The 15,263-nt window shown below is 63.1% G+C and carries 13 protein-coding genes; 2 read left to right on the top strand and 11 right to left on the bottom strand.

The genetic code is table 11. The features are described from left to right. Position 1: 1 nt before the first annotated feature. From ABDB84_RS04280 to ABDB84_RS04235, 10 genes are all read right to left on the bottom strand, one after another. On the bottom strand, positions 2-1,102 hold the full coding sequence (locus tag ABDB84_RS04280; protein WP_345918455.1) for a DegT/DnrJ/EryC1/StrS family aminotransferase: 1,101 nt from the start codon (positions 1,100-1,102) through the stop codon (positions 2-4). Beyond that, positions 1,099-1,515: a sugar 3,4-ketoisomerase gene (locus tag ABDB84_RS04275; protein ID WP_345918454.1), complete on the bottom strand. Its 417-nt coding sequence runs from the start codon at positions 1,513-1,515 to the stop codon at positions 1,099-1,101. The genes ABDB84_RS04280 and ABDB84_RS04275 overlap by 4 nt, the downstream gene beginning before the upstream one ends. A 117-nt stretch (positions 1,516-1,632) precedes the next feature. After that, positions 1,633-2,565: a GNAT family N-acetyltransferase gene (locus ABDB84_RS04270; RefSeq protein WP_345918453.1), complete on the bottom strand. Its 933-nt coding sequence runs from the start codon at positions 2,563-2,565 to the stop codon at positions 1,633-1,635. A gap of 16 nt (positions 2,566-2,581) precedes the next feature. Continuing rightward, entirely contained in the window at positions 2,582-3,115 is a 534-nt protein-coding gene (gene cysC, locus ABDB84_RS04265) for an adenylyl-sulfate kinase (RefSeq protein WP_345918452.1), read from the bottom strand. A 32-nt stretch (positions 3,116-3,147) separates the two neighbouring features. Continuing rightward, positions 3,148-3,972 carry a sulfotransferase family protein gene (locus ABDB84_RS04260; protein WP_345918451.1) on the bottom strand — a complete coding sequence of 275 codons (825 nt, stop codon included), beginning with the start codon at positions 3,970-3,972 and terminating at the stop codon, positions 3,148-3,150. 172 nt (positions 3,973-4,144) lie between these two features. Further along, positions 4,145-4,963: a glycosyltransferase gene (locus ABDB84_RS04255; protein ID WP_345918450.1), complete on the bottom strand. Its 819-nt coding sequence runs from the start codon at positions 4,961-4,963 to the stop codon at positions 4,145-4,147. Beyond that, positions 4,960-7,833 (bottom strand): glycoside hydrolase family 99-like domain-containing protein, encoded by a 2,874-nt coding sequence (locus ABDB84_RS04250; RefSeq protein WP_345918449.1) that lies wholly within the window; start codon positions 7,831-7,833, stop codon positions 4,960-4,962. The genes ABDB84_RS04255 and ABDB84_RS04250 overlap by 4 nt, the downstream gene beginning before the upstream one ends. 13 nt (positions 7,834-7,846) lie before the next feature. Continuing rightward, a complete protein-coding gene (locus ABDB84_RS04245) occupies positions 7,847-10,750 on the bottom strand; it encodes a methyltransferase domain-containing protein (RefSeq protein ID WP_345918448.1) in 2,904 nt (967 codons plus the stop codon). A gap of 47 nt (positions 10,751-10,797) precedes the next feature. Further along, a complete protein-coding gene (locus tag ABDB84_RS04240; protein ID WP_345918447.1) occupies positions 10,798-11,187 on the bottom strand; it encodes a SemiSWEET family sugar transporter in 390 nt (129 codons plus the stop codon). Next, the gene (locus tag ABDB84_RS04235; protein ID WP_345918446.1) at positions 11,184-11,792 is read right to left on the bottom strand and encodes an HNH endonuclease; all 609 of its coding nucleotides are present in this window, start codon (positions 11,790-11,792) and stop codon (positions 11,184-11,186) included. Before ABDB84_RS04235 ends, ABDB84_RS04240 begins: the two co-directional genes overlap by 4 nt. A 120-nt stretch (positions 11,793-11,912) precedes the next feature. Here ABDB84_RS04235 and ABDB84_RS04230 point away from each other — a divergent pair, with 120 nt between their 5' ends. After that, positions 11,913-12,497 (top strand): hypothetical protein, encoded by a 585-nt coding sequence (locus ABDB84_RS04230; protein WP_345918445.1) that lies wholly within the window; start codon positions 11,913-11,915, stop codon positions 12,495-12,497. Between the two features lie 5 nt (positions 12,498-12,502). On the opposite strand, the gene ABDB84_RS04225 is transcribed toward ABDB84_RS04230, so the two are convergent. Then, on the bottom strand, positions 12,503-13,045 hold the full coding sequence (locus ABDB84_RS04225) for an NUDIX hydrolase (protein WP_345918985.1): 543 nt from the start codon (positions 13,043-13,045) through the stop codon (positions 12,503-12,505). A 225-nt stretch (positions 13,046-13,270) separates the two neighbouring features. Here ABDB84_RS04225 and ABDB84_RS04220 point away from each other — a divergent pair, with 225 nt between their 5' ends. Continuing rightward, positions 13,271-15,244 carry a sensor domain-containing diguanylate cyclase gene (locus ABDB84_RS04220; RefSeq protein WP_345918444.1) on the top strand — a complete coding sequence of 658 codons (1,974 nt, stop codon included), beginning with the start codon at positions 13,271-13,273 and terminating at the stop codon, positions 15,242-15,244. Positions 15,245-15,263 lie beyond the last annotated feature (19 nt).

Below are 15,263 nucleotides of genomic sequence, written 5' to 3'. Positions count from 1 at the left end.
GTCAGCGCGTCAGGCTGGCTGTGCATTGGCGCAGTGCATCGATGACAGGCTGAGGATCGAGGCCGGGCCACATCGGCAAGCTGAGGATTTCGCCGGACAATTGCTCGGTCAGCGGCAGTGCTGGCCAGCTTTGCTCGCCATAAGCTGCTTGCAGATGCGGCGGCTGCGGGTAGTGGATCTGTGTGGCGATGCCTTGCTCTGCCAGCAGGCGGGCCAGCTCCTGGCGCTGCGTGCAGCGAATGACAAACAGGTGCCAGACCGCTTCGCTGGCAGCATTCAGCTGCGGCAACTGGATGCCGGGCAGATCGGCCAGTGCGCGGCAATACTGTTGCGCGAGTGTGCGACGTTGCGCATTGAGCGTATCCAGATTGCGTAGCTTGATGCGCAACAGGGCCGCCTGTAATTCGTCGAGCCGCGAATTGCAGCCTTTGACGAGGTGGACGTATTTCTGGTCGGAGCCGTAGTTGCGCAAGCGGCGGATGTTCTGCGCCAGCTTTGCGTCCTGGGTCGTGACGGCGCCACCGTCGCCGAGCGCGCCAAGATTCTTTGCCGGGTAGAAGCTGAAAGCCGCGGCGTCGCCCAGACTGCCGACGCGCTCGCCTTTGTAACGGGCGCCGTGCGCCTGCGCGGCGTCTTCGATGAGATAGAGGCCGTGGCGGTCGGCAATCGCACGCAGACTGTCCATGTCGGCCGGTTGGCCGTAGAGGTGCACGGCAATGATGGCGCGTGTGCGCGGCGTGATGGCCTCGGCCACGCGTGCCGGATCGATGTTGAAGCTGGTCTCGTCCGGTTCGACCGGTACCGGCTGTGCGCCAGTCTGCGAGACCGCCAGCCAGGTCGCGATGAAGGTGTGCGCCGGGACGATCACTTCGTCACCTGCGCCGATGCCCATGCCGGCGAGGATCAGGTGCAGCGCATCGAGGCCGTTGCCGACACCGATGCAGTGCGCGCTGTCGCAATAGCCGGCGAACTCCTGCTCGAAAGCGGCCAGTTCCTCGCCGAGAATGAAATTGCCACGGTCGAGTACGCGGTCGAATGCCGCGCGGAGTTCATCGGCAATCGGTGCCTGGCTGGCGTGCAGATCCATGAAGCTGACGGTCATTTCTGGCGCGCCTGTACGGCTTTGATGAATTCACCATAGTCGCGGAAGTAGTCGCTCTCGTCGTAGTACGCCGAGGCCAGTACCAGGCACACCGCACCGGAGGAGAAATTGTCGAGATAACGCCAGGTCATCGGGCAGATATAGATTCCGTTGTAGGAGCGGTTGAGGTGGAAGCGTCGCTCACGGTCGCCGTCGTGCAGCACCACGTCGAAGCTGCCCGACATGGCGATCATGAACTGGTGCAGCTTGCCGTGGGCGTGACCGCCGCGCTCGGAGCCGCCAGGAACATCGTAGAGGTAGTAGACGCGCTTGATGTCGAAGGGGATGTGGCGATCACCCTCCACGAAGGTGAGGTTGCCGCGCACGTCGTGGATTTTCGGCAACTCGATGATCCGGCAGTCGGACAGCGCCATGGCAGGTTCCTTCCTTCAAACACCTTTATGCAATGGCAAGATGCTAGTCCCGGACGGCGCGGCTGGATGGGCCGATATGTTGGCGGATTGCGCGTCTATTTGCGCCGCCGTGGAAGCTTAGAGATCGAGCAAGTAGGTGTCGTAGCAGACGCAGCGCGCGCCGAATTTTTCCTTGTGACGCATCAGGCCAGCATTCAGTGTCTGACCACCGTTTTCGCTGGAGATGCCGAATTCGAGCCAGCGGCAGCGGTTGCGGTAACGCTCGGCCAGTTCACATTCGAGCAGTTCCATGAGTGAGCTGCGGCGCCCGCTGTCGGAGCTGGCCAGATACTGCGTGTGGGCAACCGGCCCGGCCAGATAGACCACGGCACCGCCGTGCAGAACACCGGTGGCGTCGCGCACTTCCAGCAATTCGATGTGTTGCGGGAAGTTGGCATGGAGCTGCTGCATTTCGGCGGCCGTGTGCACGGCGGCGACGCCGTGGCGTGCGCGCAGATTGCTGTCGATGAGTGCCATCAGTTCGCTGGCGTCGGTGGCCTGTGTGCAGCGCAGGCCCAGCTTGAGTGCTTGGCGAGCACCGTAGCGCTTCATGCTGGGCAGGTGCAGTCCCGCCAGCTCGATGGCGGCGGAGGGTTCGCGTTTGAGCAAATGTGCGCCGTGACGGAACAGCGCGTAAAGGTCTTCCTCGGTCGGCTGGCGATGATAGATGTGCGGAATGGCCTTGTATTCGAGCTGCCGGATGCCCGCGGCGCGCAGCGCATTGCATGTAGTAGCGAAGACCGAGAGCATTTTCTCGACACGCATCTGCGCATCGGTGATGAAGCCGCCGTAGGTCAGTCCCCCGTGCGAGCGCAGACTGTCGCCGTGGCGGCTGGCCGGGAGCAGGGCAAGCAGCCGGCCTTCGTCTTCGATCAGCAGCGAAGCATCCTTGAAGCGCTCCGCGTGGTAATCCATATAGCTGCGTTCGAACAGCAGGGTGCCGTTGCGGCTGTTACGCACGAAGCTGTCCCAGCGTGGCTTGTCGGCAGCGGAATAGGGCAGGACTTTCATCGCTGCTGGCTGCGGATCAACGCGCAGGGTTTGCTGCAGTCTCTAGCAGCGCGTGCAGTTGGCTGACGCATTGATCGAGCGAAAGCGCCACGGTATCGAGTGCGCAGGCCGGGTTTGCGGGCGCCTCGTAAGGTGCAGAGATGCCCGTGAACTCCTTGAGCAGGCCGGCGCGTGCCTTGCGATAAAGCCCTTTTGGATCACGCGACTCGCAGGTTTGCAAGCTGGTGGCGATGTGCACTTCGAGAAAGTGTTCGGTACCGATGATCTCGCGTGCCAGGGCGCGATCCTTGGCATAAGGTGAAATCAGCGCAACGATGACGATCAGGCCGTTGTCATTGAACAGGCGGCACACGTGGGCAACACGGCGAATGTTTTCGGCACGGTCTTGTGGCGAAAAGCCAAGGTCGGCACACAAACCGCTGCGCAAGTGATCGCCATCGAGCACGACACATGCTCGCTGTGCTTCGCCCAGACGGACTTTGAGTGCCTGGGCGATGGTGGATTTGCCGGCGCCGCTTAAGCCGGTGAGCCAGAAGGTAGGTGGATGCATGTCGGTCGCCTCGTGCGCCTCAGGTGCGGCGCTTAGTTGAAGGTGTAGCCCAGTGCAGCGAAGAGCGGTATCGACGCGAAGTGCTCATTGAGCGTCTGCACCGCGGCGGCATCGACCTGAGTACGCCATTTGTCGAGATTCTCTGGCTCCGGATCGCTGAAGCGTGCGCGGCCACCCGCCCAGGCATCCTGGCCATCCTTGAGCAGCTGGGCGCTGTCATGCGTCACGGCGCCTGGCTTGAGCACGGCGGGGTCTTCGGGCAGGCCGAGAAAACTTAGCACCTGGGTCATGATGTGTGCAGTACGCGTCAGCAAGTCTTCGTAACGCACGATGATGGCGCGATCACGATGGCTCTCGCAGGCGTCTACGCCGGCCTGCACGCAGTCGGTGATGTATTGCGCCATATGCGCCGGGCTGGCGAGAAAATCGGGCTTGCTCTCGGCTTTCTGCTCCAGCCGCTGCGCCACCATCAGCATGGAAATCATGACGGCACGGGGGTCGCGCACGATGTGCACGAAGCGTGCGCCGGGCAGGATCTGCATCAGGTCTTTGAAGACCAGCACATTCATCGGCGTCTTTTCAGACAGGTAGCTGCACTGGCGACGATCCGCTGCCGGCAGCAGCAGGGCGTCGATAAGCTGGGCGATGGCTGCGTCGATCTGTGCAGCATCGACGAATTGTTCGATGCGGCCGTATTGCAGCCCGGTGTGCAGGCGGTTGCGCAGGTGCACGATGTCGGTGAGGTGATCGAATTCGGGGCCGCCAAAGACGTCACGATGTGAGTCCATCATGGACTGGAACATGCTCGTGCCGGAGCGCGGTGCGCCACCAACGATGATCAAGCGATTACCACGCATGGGAGCCTCGTATGTGTTGCGGCAGCGCTACCATCGCCGTGCCGCGCAGAATGCAGGTGCCAGCCTGACGCAAGCTGGGTATTTGAAGTCATCCTAGCGCATCGATGAAGCCGCGCATGGTGCGATATGTTGGTGCTTTGTGCGGCAATTTGTCGATTGGTGTGCGGCGGATTCAGCGCTGCATGCGGCGCATGGCGAGGCCCGCGCGCAGCAGATTGGCGTGAGTCCAGAAGCGGCGCAGCGACTGTGCATCGTCGAACAGGGCCACGCGCGCCCGCAGTTTAAGTGGCTCGGGCAGTGGCGCATCAGCGACGCGTCCGAGTGCGGCGGCGTGCTTGCGCACGAAGCGCTGGCGATGTTCCTGCCAGTGTGCGCCAAAGCTGCCGACCGACATGTGCAGCAGCGGAATGTCATGGACAACGCCGACGCGCAGACCGCGCTGATGCAGCGAGAAACTGTAGTCGAGGTCGTAGAGGTGAAAGTGGTCGAAGGTCTCCGCATCAAATTGCAGGGTGTCGACGGCTCGGCGCGCGGCGACCATGCACAGGCCGTCGATGACCTGCGCCGGGCTGATCGCGACATCGTCGATGCCATACACATGTAGCGAGAGCTGCGGGAGCCCCGGCGGTGCGTGGCCGACGGCGCCATATTGCTGCGCGGGCCCGGCGGACCACCAGTAGCCATCGCTGACCGCCTTGGCGCCGGCGAAGCCGATCAGATCGAAACCCTTGGCCAGATGCTGTTCGATTTTTCCGGCAAAGCCGTCATCGAGAATCAGGATGTCATCGTGCGAGAACACCAGACTGTCGCCACGCGCGCGGGCGATGCCGCGGTTATAGGCTTCGGCCAGCGAGCGTGCGTCGTGGATGCCGATGATCTCGAAGCGCCGGCCTGCCAGCAGGCGCTCATAGCTCTGCACGATGTGCGCGTACTTGCCGGCGTCGATGCTGCAGATGATGACTGACCAGCTGGGCGTGGCCGTCGTACTCATGCTATGCCCTCCAGTTTTTGTTGCCACAGGGCGTGCAGGCAGGCCGCGAAGGCCTCGGCAAAGCCCGCTGTGTCGAGCAGGGCCGAATCCTGCAGGCGATCGCGCAGGGCGCTGCCCAGCTCTCTGGCGAGCGTGACGTCGCTGGCCAGTTGCACGGCCAGCGCTACGTAGTCTTCGTCATCAGCCTGATGTGCGATCAAGGCTGCGCCGCCGAGCTGATCAATCAAGCCGGCGCTGAGCGCTGTCCACGGGGTGACTGCGGTACTGCTGATGCTGCCAACGCCCTGCTGCAAGCCCAGCAGGGTGGGCAAGCTGCTGTCGCCACTGAGTGGGCAGAGGCCGAGATCTACATCCTGCCAGGCCTCAAGCAGGGCGCCGCTATCCATTGCCATGCAGTGATCAATACGCGCGGCCTCAATGCCCAGGCTGGCGAGCTGGCTGAGCAGGGATGCGATGGCGGTGGCGGACAGATCGCTGAAGTTGAGGCGCAGGCGCGCCTCGGGGAGCGCTGCGAGGATGCGTGCCCAGGCCTGCCAGCTGCGCTGGTCAATGAGTTCGGCCGCTTCCAGGCACGCCAGCCGTAAGCCGCGTGGCGCTGTGTGGCGCAGCGGAGAAGCGCTTGAACTGGGCAAATCCAGGGCTGGCAATGCAAAGGCAGGAAGATGCTCGATGACGGCGGGCGCCTCGCAGCACAGTTCGGCGTAGTTGTCCGTGGAAGCGCTGAGCGCATCCACCAGCAGATGATCGATGCAGGGTAGGGCAAGCGGGCGCGGCGGCCAGCTCCAGTTGACTTGCAGCGGTGCATTGCGGCGCGAGAAGACATCCAGCGCGGCGAGACTCGCGTAAGCATCAAGATTGATGAGGATGTTGATCGCATGCGCGCGGATGCGCGCATCGCAGGCATCGGCATCGAGTCCGCAGAGATTGTCCCAGGCGTCCGCGAGCAGGAACAGGCGTTGTGTGGATTCGCTGCTGGAGAGGCCGCGCGCGAACACAAAGGTTTCGAAGCGCTGCGGGTCCAGCTCGCGCAGCAAGGCTTCCAGGCGCAATGTGGTGCTGCTGGCGTCCGGCAGGCCGAGCACAAAGCCTACGCGGAGACGTGCGACAGGCTGCGCGGGCATCTGTTGTAGCTGATTGCCGTGGCTCTGTGCGAAGCGCTGCGCTTCGGCGCGCAGGTCGGCCGCGCGTGTGGTGTCGCGGCTGAGCATCAGCTCGATGGCGCGTGCATGGCTATCCGGGAAATCGCGGGCCAGCAGGCTGGCGGCGTATTCGCTGGACGTATCGCCCAGCGCACGTGCGAGCTTGATAATGCGCGCGAGAATCGCCGGCCGCATGCTGCTCTCGGCCTGCGTAAAGGAGCCGAGTAGTTGCAGGGCGTCACGCAGGCGACCCTGGCGCTCCCAGACTTCGGCGAGCAGGACGAAGCCACCGATCAGCGTTGGCTGAGCTTCGACTGCCGCCGAGAAATAGGTTTCAGCGAAGGCCAGTTGATCGCGCTCCAGGCAGCGCTGAGCAATCGCCGCCATGGTATTGGCGCGATCTGCTGAACTGTCGATGGCGTGTTGGAAGAAGGTGTGGGCGTCGTCCGGCAGTGCGCTGGAGAGTGCGATCAGGCCCAGATAGACGAACACCAGCGGATTGCGTTCGCCCGCTTCGACCATGCTCAAGAAGCGGCTGTAGGCCTCTTCGAGCTGGCCGTCGTCGAACAAGGCAACGGCAAAGCCCAGCGGGTCATGGCTGCTGCGCTGCGTGCCGCTGTGCAGCTCGCTGGCCATCTGTGCATGGGCTTCGCGCGTGGCTTCAAGATAGCGATGGCCGAATTTTTCATCAGGCTCCAGGTAGCAGCCCTCAGCCCACTCATTCCAGGCATTGATGAACAGCAGGCGTTCTTCGCCCTTGAAGCGGCGGCAGGTTTCGCGCAGACACTGGTTTAGCCAGGACTTGTAGAGTTCGGGTGAGGCGCGGCGCAGCACGTAGGGGTTGAAGCGTTTGCGCGCAGTGTTGTCCCACGAGGGGACCAGTGCCTTGAAGCGTTTGTAGTCCGGTGCGGGCTTGTTGCCGTAGTGCTGGGCAATCTTTTCGTAGTCGAAGACAAAGCCCGAGAACTTCGGGTGTTGCTTGAGGATGGTCTTGGGATCGCTGAGTGCGACCTTGTCCAACAAATGTGGCGGAAATTCGGTGGCGGCGTCGAAACCATAGGCTTGCGGATCGAGCTCGACAAAGCTCTCGACGCGTACCAGATAGAGTCCAGGGAGGCCGGCGGCAACTGCTTCTTCGCGCCAGATGTCGGTCATCGCCGCGCAGTCGGGGATGATGTCTACGCGATAGACCAGGAGCAGCGGTTTGCCATCGACGCGGATGTAACGCGCGTCCTGCAGGAACGGCAGCATGTCGCGGATGATGCGACGCGCATAGTCCTCGCCGTACTCCTGGCGCATCAGCACTTCCTGCTCGCTGCCATCCCAGCGGCGCGACCAGTTTTCGTTGGCCCAGCACAGGCAGAACGGGAAGTCGGGTGTGCCGCTCGCCAGCATGCGGTCGAGCGGCTTTTCGAGCAGGCGACGCCCGGCAAACCAGTAGTAGTAATAACAGAAGCCGTGAATGCCTGCTTCGCGCGCCAGTGCCGCCTGCTGTTCCATGATCTCCGGCACTCGCAGGTCGTAGTAGCCCAGATCGGCGGGGCGGCGTGGCTGGTCGTGTCCTTCAAAGAGAGGCTCGGCGCGGGTCACATTGCGCCACTCGGTAAAGCCTTTGCCCCACCACTCGTCGTTTTCGGGGATGGGGTGAAATTGCGGCAGATAGAAGGCGATGCTGCGTGGCATCGCCTGCGAGGGCAGGACTGTGCTGTGCGGTGTCGGTTCGCTTGGCATGCTGGATGAGGGCCTACTTGCGACGCAGGATGGTGAAGGCCTGCGGCATGATGTTGCGATCATCGATGAAGCTCAGTACATCAAAATATGCGTTCCAGTGCTTGAGCATGTAGCCCAGCGGAATCAGCGCTTCGCCATAGAAACTCGATGGTCGCGCATCGCCACCCCCGGTGGCGGCGAACAGGAACTCGCCACGGTCGTAGGCAGCGCGGCAGGCCTCGGCGTCGGTGAACGAGGCGGCGAGATTGATGTGCCAGGGATGGCTCAGCGTACTCTGCTGGCGGTAGTAGGCGCACTGGTCGATGAAGTCGCGTCCTTGCGTGGTGAAGGCGACCAGGCCGCCTGGCCTGAGAATGCGCGCGAACTCCTTGATCCAGCCGTTGGCGGCATCTTCCGAGAGATGCGAGAACACCGAATAGGCGGTGATCAGATCGAATTGCTCGTTCTCGATGTGGGTCGGCGGGAAGGGCTCGCAGCGGGAGAAATGGCCGAAGCTGAAGCTGTTGCGGCAGACATCGACCATGGCTTGGTCGACATCGATCCCGTGGATGTTGTGCGGTTCGAAAATCTTCACGAAGGTGCGCGGGAAGCGCCCCCAGCCAGTGCCGAAATCAAGCAGGGTACGCGTCGCCAGCGGGCGCATGCGATTCACATAGGGCAGCACGGCACGGTAGAACAGGCCTGCCTCCTGCATGGCTTGCTCGTTGCTGCTGCCCATGGTGTTGATCTGGAATTGCTCGTCCGGGAAGCCGGGCAGGATGAATCCGTGATAGTCCAGAAACTTCGGGCTGTCGCACAGCACGCGCAGCCATTCGGCATCGCTGAGGCCGCGAATGCGCGCCAGGCCATCGGCCGGCGTGCCGGAAGGGCGCTGCGCATTGGTGGCATCGCGCAGCAGGCTCAGGATAAGGCGCCCGCTCTCCATATCGCCAGCACTGACCATGTCCTGTCCCAATTGCAGGATGGCCGGCAGGATGGACGGATGTGCTTGCGCGGTCTGCTGCAGGATGTTGTAGCCCTCTTCGGGCATCTTGCCGAGAAAGGCCAGGCGACCGAGTTCGAAGAGGATCTGGGGGTCTTCGGGCGCGAGTTCAAGCGCCTGCATGAGTGCCTCGTTGGCTTCGCCAAGATGACCCGCTTCGATTAGCGAGCGGCCGCGCGCCAGTGCCTCGGCGGACGTGCTGGGCTGCGCTCGGGTTGCTGTAGGCAGCAGGCTGAGGAGGAGGCGCCCGTTCTGCGTATCGCCCGCGCTGAGCAGGGTCTGCGCCAGCTGCTCGATCGCCGGGAGAATGGCAGGATGCGCCTGCGCAGTTTGTTGCAGGATGTTGTAGCCCTCTTCTGGCATCTTGCCGAGAAAGGCCAGGCGCCCCAGCTCGAAGAGGATTTGCGGGTCTTCGGGGGCGAGTTCGAGTGCCTGCATCAGTGCTTCATTGGCTTCGGCGAGATGGCCAGCCTCGATCAGGGCGCGAGCGCGAGCCAGAGGAGAGGTGTCGCTGGTGGAGTCCTGATTGCCGATGGCGTCCAGCAGCGCAAAAACCTCGGCGGTATTTTCCTGGCGGATCTGGCTGCGCAGCAGGTAGCTGGCGAGTGGGTCGCCGGGCGGTCGTTGGTGGCGGGCGTCAGGCTCGAAGCGCTGTTCACCACGCACCGCAGCGCGGAAGCTGCCGGACGCGTTGTAACGCAGATAGCAGTCACGGCCATGTTGTGCTTGCTGCGCCAGCGCGGCCGGCGTCGCCTGTGCAACCAGGCTCAGCAATTCTTCGGGGGTGCTCCAGCTCCAGATAAGGCTGTCGCCCACGGCGCCATCGCTGCCCAGAATGGGGTAGAGCATGTGGCGATGGGTGATGATCGGAATGCCGGCGGCCATGGCTTCGATACAGGCGCGGGAGCCACCAATTGGAAATGATCCGATGTAGAGATCGACTCCCAGTTGTTTGAGCGTCTCGCCCACATTGTCCACCCAGGGTATGTGCACGAAACGCGTGGGTGCCAGCCCCTCGGCTGCCAGCCCCTGATGAATGGCTGCCAGCATGTCCTCGGTCAACGAACCGATGTGTACGTGGCTACCACCGCTGGTCTTGAGCAATTGCGGCAGGATGTCCCAGTAGTGAAAGGGGTAGGGGCTCAGGAATTTGGCATCGTGGCCGCTGCTGCAGCTGAGCAACTGAGCGTTGGCGAGAAAGTGCTGGGCATCGTGCGGACGCGCGCCCGGATCATCGACCGACAAGGGCCAGAATTCGGCCGCGAGTCCGTTGGCGCGGCAGTCGACGCAGTGCGCGGCAAACAGGTCCACATGTCGTGTCCAGTTCAGGCTGGCACCCAGACAGAGGTGGTGGTCACCGTGGTGGCAGAACAACACTTCGCGATTGAGGCCTGGCTGGATCGCTGCGATGGCGGCGACATCGGCATGGTGATTGAACAGCATCACCTGGGCGTCCGGGTGGCATGCGAGCTGCATCTGCGTCCAGGCCAGGTGTTCGACATACTGGCCGCGTTCCGGGCGGCGGACTTCGATGCCCAGAGCCGTGAAGCGATCAAGCCCGAACGCGTAGTCGCTGCAGAAGAAATCAGTCAGCAGGATCAGTACGCGCTTGTCCGGCAGGGCGCGGATGATGTCTTCGACGACGCGCGAGTGGCCACCGACATTGTGCAGTTCGGTGGCGAGGATGATCACCTCCGCCTGTGGTTCAGCGGGGGGCGGGCAGAGCTTTTCGCTGCGCACGTAATCGAGTGAGATGGCGCCAATGCGCTGGCAGATTGCGTCGAGCGTCGGCGAGCGCAGTACGCTGCCGGTCGCGGCCGGATCATGGATGACAGCTTCGACCAGGGCGCGCAGCGCGGCCAGGGCGCTGTCGAATTCGCCGGCATCGATCAAGCGTTCGATGCTGGATTCAAAGGCAATCAGGTCATGATTCATGCGCAAGCCCCTCGCTTGGTGTGTGTGCTGCCGTATGCAGCACGCCTTCAGGCGCAGGGGCGCAAGAGGGGCGACGGGCAGGCGACGATAGGCTCGATACTAGCGAGGCGGGGCGTCAGGTGATGGCGGAAAAAGTCGCCATCTTTCAAGCCTATTCCATGCGGCTTGCGGGGCGCACCGCCAAAACACAGCTTCATGCCCAGGATGAATGTGGCCAGGCTGAGGGTGATCGCATTGGCGGCCACGACCGGCCAGGCTTCGGACAGCAGGCCGTAGATCAGCCACAGTGCGACCCCGGTGGTGAACACACAATACATGCCCAGCGAGACGCCGGCGGCGGAGCGCGTCTTCCAGGTGAGCCAGGCTTGGGGGATGAAGGCGGAGGTGGTGAGGCTGGCGGCAAGGTAGCCGATGAGGTCTGCTGCGGCGAGGTTCATGGTGGGATTCGCCATCGGCTTTGGGCGGGTAGGTGACGGGCGAGAAAGTCCATCTGGTCGGCCAGGATGCTGCGATTGGAGAGAATCAGGTATTCGGCCTTGTTCGGCACGTAGGGCGCAAACAGCAGCAGCATGCGCGCCTGCTCGGGCGTGCGGCCGCCCTTGCGCTGGTTGCAGCTGCGGCAAGCAGTGACAACGTTCATCCAGGTGTCGGCGCCGCCTTGCGAGACCGGCTTGATGTGGTCACGGGTGAGGCGTTGGGGGGTGAATTCGACGCCGCAGTAGGCGCAGATCTGACGGTCGCGGTGGAACAGTTCGCGGTTGGAGAGCGGCGGGGTCTGCAGCAAGCTGCGTGCGGGAAGGGTGCGGCCCTTGATGGCGATGATGCTGTTGGCGGTCATCGCCGAGCGCTCGCCGGTGAGCCGGGAGGTACCGCCGATGAAGGTGAAGCATTGTTCGCCCGCATCCCAGGCGACTAGATTCTTGGCGTAATAGAACAGCGCATGCTGCCAGTTCACCCAGCGGTGGGGCTGGCCGTGCATGTCCAGCGTGAGGATCATCGGTCGTCGATGGTCGTGCAGTGCTTGCAATGGCGATGCTTGCATGGCAGAGCTGCTCCGGGTGTAAGTGCCTGTCCAGTTTCCGTAAAATCAAAGTCCGCACTAGCTTATCTGTCGCGAGCTTACTCCATCAACCTCGATTTGGTGATGACGATGCGGCATTGGATGCGTGTTCTGTTGTGGGCAATCGGCGCTTCGCTGCTGGTACACGGCTGTGTGCTGGACTGGATGCGGCGGCCGCAGTGGGCGCCAAGTCCCGATCCGCGACCCTTGCAGCTGCGCTGGGCGCCGCCCGCTGAGCCGGCTGCCTCTGTGGCGCCTGGTTTGCCGGATCAGGCCGCCAGCAAGCCGCCGGCAAGCGCGCGGCGAGCGCAGGAGCTACCCCCAACCCCGATGCAGCGCTCAGCTGTGGCGCTTGCGCAAGCGCCTGCGCAGCGCGCGCATGAGGCGCTGGGCCAGCTCGACACGCAACCGCCGCCTGTGCTGTCTGTTTTGCGCTCCGCTTCGCCGGCCGAGGCGCAGGTGGCCTTGCGATTGGCTTTGGCCGAAGCGTTGCAGCGCCTGCCGGCCACTGCCTGGCCGCCTGCGAGTGATCTGCTGTGGTGTGATTACGCGGCCGATGGCCGGCTTTTGGCAGTGCGCGGCGAGCTGGCGGCTTACCCCGATCTGCTTCCTGCCCTGCGTGCGGTGGCGGTGCCGGCGGTTTTGTCCGGCCAGGCGTTTGCGCTCGATCTGCTGGTCGAACGCTGACGTGTTCAGCCCGCTTCGGGCGGCGGCAGGTCGATCGGGTGGAACTGGAACTGCCCGCGGGCGCGGTCTTCGAAGTAGCAACGCAGGGTCGCGGCCATCGAGCGGAAAGCGATCTGCTCCCAGGGAATCTCGGCTTCATCGAACAGACGGACTTCCAGCGACTCCTCGCCAGCGGCAAAGTCCGGCGTCAGCAGCCGTGCCCGGTAGAGCATGTGGATCTGGCTGATGTGGGTGACGTTGATCAGTGTGAACAAGTCGATCAGCTCCGGCCGCGCACAGGCTTCTTCATAGGTTTCGCGCAGCGCGCCTTGCGCCGTCGTCTCGCCCATTTCCATGAAACCTGCCGGCAGGGTCCACAACCCATAGCGTGGCTCAATGCCGCGCCGGCAGAGCATGACCTTGCCTTCCCATTCGCTCAGGGTACCTACGACGACCTTGGGGTTGAGGTAATGGATATTGCCGCAGACATCGCAGACGTGCCGCAGATTGCTGTCACCGGCCGGAACGCGCAGGCTGACCGGCCCGCCGCAGCGTGTGCAGAAGTGGATTTCGGGTGGTGGAGGTGCTTGATTGGCAGGCATTTGCGGCTAATTCTAGCGCAAGCGCTCGCGACGCTGCGCGGGCCATTTCCGGGCGAGTGAAAGATACGACTCAAGGCATAGGTGTAAACGCCGTTATCACCTCCAGTCAGCCTGAAAACGTAAGGCATCCCGCCGCCCGGCGCGAACTCCATTGTCGAGCGGGCGCGGGGCAAGTCAATGAGGTTTTTTTAGATGGCGCCACCGATAGACAGCACACGATTCGAGCAAATCAAGGCTTCGGGCGATTTGCCCTCGCCTAAGGGCGTCGCGCTCGCCATCATGCGTCTGGCCAATCAGGATGATGTGTCGATGCCCGAAATGGCGCGCATCATCCGCACCGATCCGGCTTTTGTCGGTCGCCTGATCAAGGCTGCCAATGGCGTCATTGGCTATGGGCGGCGCCCGATTGCCTCGGTGCAGGACGCGCTGACCGTGCTCGGCATGCCAGCCGTGCGCACCATGGCACTGGGTTTTTCCCTGCTGACCAATTACCGCGTCGGGACTTGTCAGGAATTCAATTACGCCAATTTCTGGTCCTCCAGCCTGGCTGCTGCGGTGATGACCCAGCTCATCTCGCTCAAGACGCGTGCGGCTGCGCCGGACGAAATCTATTGCCTGGGCCTGCTCGCGCGGATTGGCGAGCTGGCGCTGGTGACGCTCTATCCGGCCGAGTGCGGGGCCATCTTGCGCGAGCTGGCGGCCGATTCATCGCTCAATCAGCTGGAGCTGGAGTCGCGCCGCTTCGGTATGAACCACGCCGAGCTGGGAGCTGCGATGCTGGCTGACTGGGGCATGCCGCGTGTCTTTACCGAGGCGGCTTACCAGAGCGCGATTTCCAGTGATCACGATTACCCTGAGGGCTCGCGCGAGCGCGCGGTGACCGATACCCTGTTGCTGGCCAATGCGACCGGCGCGCTGTGCGTGGCGTCCGAGCAGGAGCGCGGTGTGCTGACTCGGCGCATGCTGATGCTCGGCTCGCGTCTGAGTCTTGACGAAGTCGCCACAACCGAGCTGTGCGATAACACCGTCAAATCCTGGCTGGACTGGTGCGTGCTGCTCAATGTTGAAGCCAGCCCCTTGCCTTCCTTCGAAAGTCTGCATCTGGCGGCCGTTCAGACGGATGCGGCGGAGCTTCCGCCGGAAGCGGAGTTCAGCCCGATCGCAGCGACCCGCCATGTGGTGCCGCATGCCGCGCCGACCAAGCCACGGGTGTTGCTGGCCATGCCTGATACGGTGGTCCGCACGGCCATCGAGAAATTGCTGTGCGACGCCAGCTATGAGGTGTCGACGGCCAAAGATACCGGCATGGCGATCGAGCTGGTGATCGACTATGAGCCGGATATGCTGATCATCGATGATGTCCTGCTGGAGCAGGGTGGCGAGAACTTGCTGGTGCAGATCCGCCACACGCGCATCGGCCGCGGACTGTTCGTATTGCTGCTCGGTCAGCGCGTCGATGAGGAATTCAAGGTGCTGGCCTACGAGCAGGGCGCGGATGATGTGGTCGAAAAGCCGGTCAGTCCGCGTCTGTTACTGGCCCGTCTCAATGCCGGCCGGCGCATCAGCAGTCTGCATCAGGAGCTGGAGCGCGACCGCGAGGAGATGCGCCACTTCGCGGCCGAACTGGCAGTCAGCAATCGTCGCCTGCAGGAAGTGGCGATGATCGATCCGCTGACGGGCTTTCCCAATCGACGCTTGTTCATCGATCGCATGTTGCAGGAGTGGGCGGCGTCCACGCGCAATCGCCGACCCCTGTCCTGCATCGTGATCGACATCGACCACTTCCGGCGTGTCAATGATGCCTACGGCCCTGAGGTCGGGGACTCGGTATTGCGTCAGGTGTGTCAGTCGATTCGTTCAGCTTTGCGTACGCAGGATATGGTGGCGCGAACCGGGGGAAATGAGTTCCTGGTGATGTGCCCGGATACCGCCATCGAGGCGGCGCAAGCCTGCGCCGAGCGGCTGCGCGCAGCCGTCGAGGGCGCAGACATCGTCTCCGGCATGCTTAAACTCAGGCTCACCATCAGCCTGGGCGTGGCGACACGCGACAGCAGCATCAGCGATGCTGACACGTTGATCAGGCGTGCGGAGTACGCGGTCGAGGTCGCCAAAAAAGAAGGGCGCAACCGCATCTCCAACATGCAGATGCATCCGCCCGGCCACTGAGTTGCCTGAAAGGCGGCAC

The organism is Uliginosibacterium sediminicola, assembly GCF_039631295.1.
In the GTDB taxonomy this organism is placed as follows: Bacteria; Pseudomonadota; Gammaproteobacteria; order Burkholderiales; family Rhodocyclaceae; genus Viridibacterium; species Viridibacterium sediminicola.
Note: the sequence above shows the minus strand (reverse complement) of the source record. Positions and strands in the feature narration are given on the sequence as shown.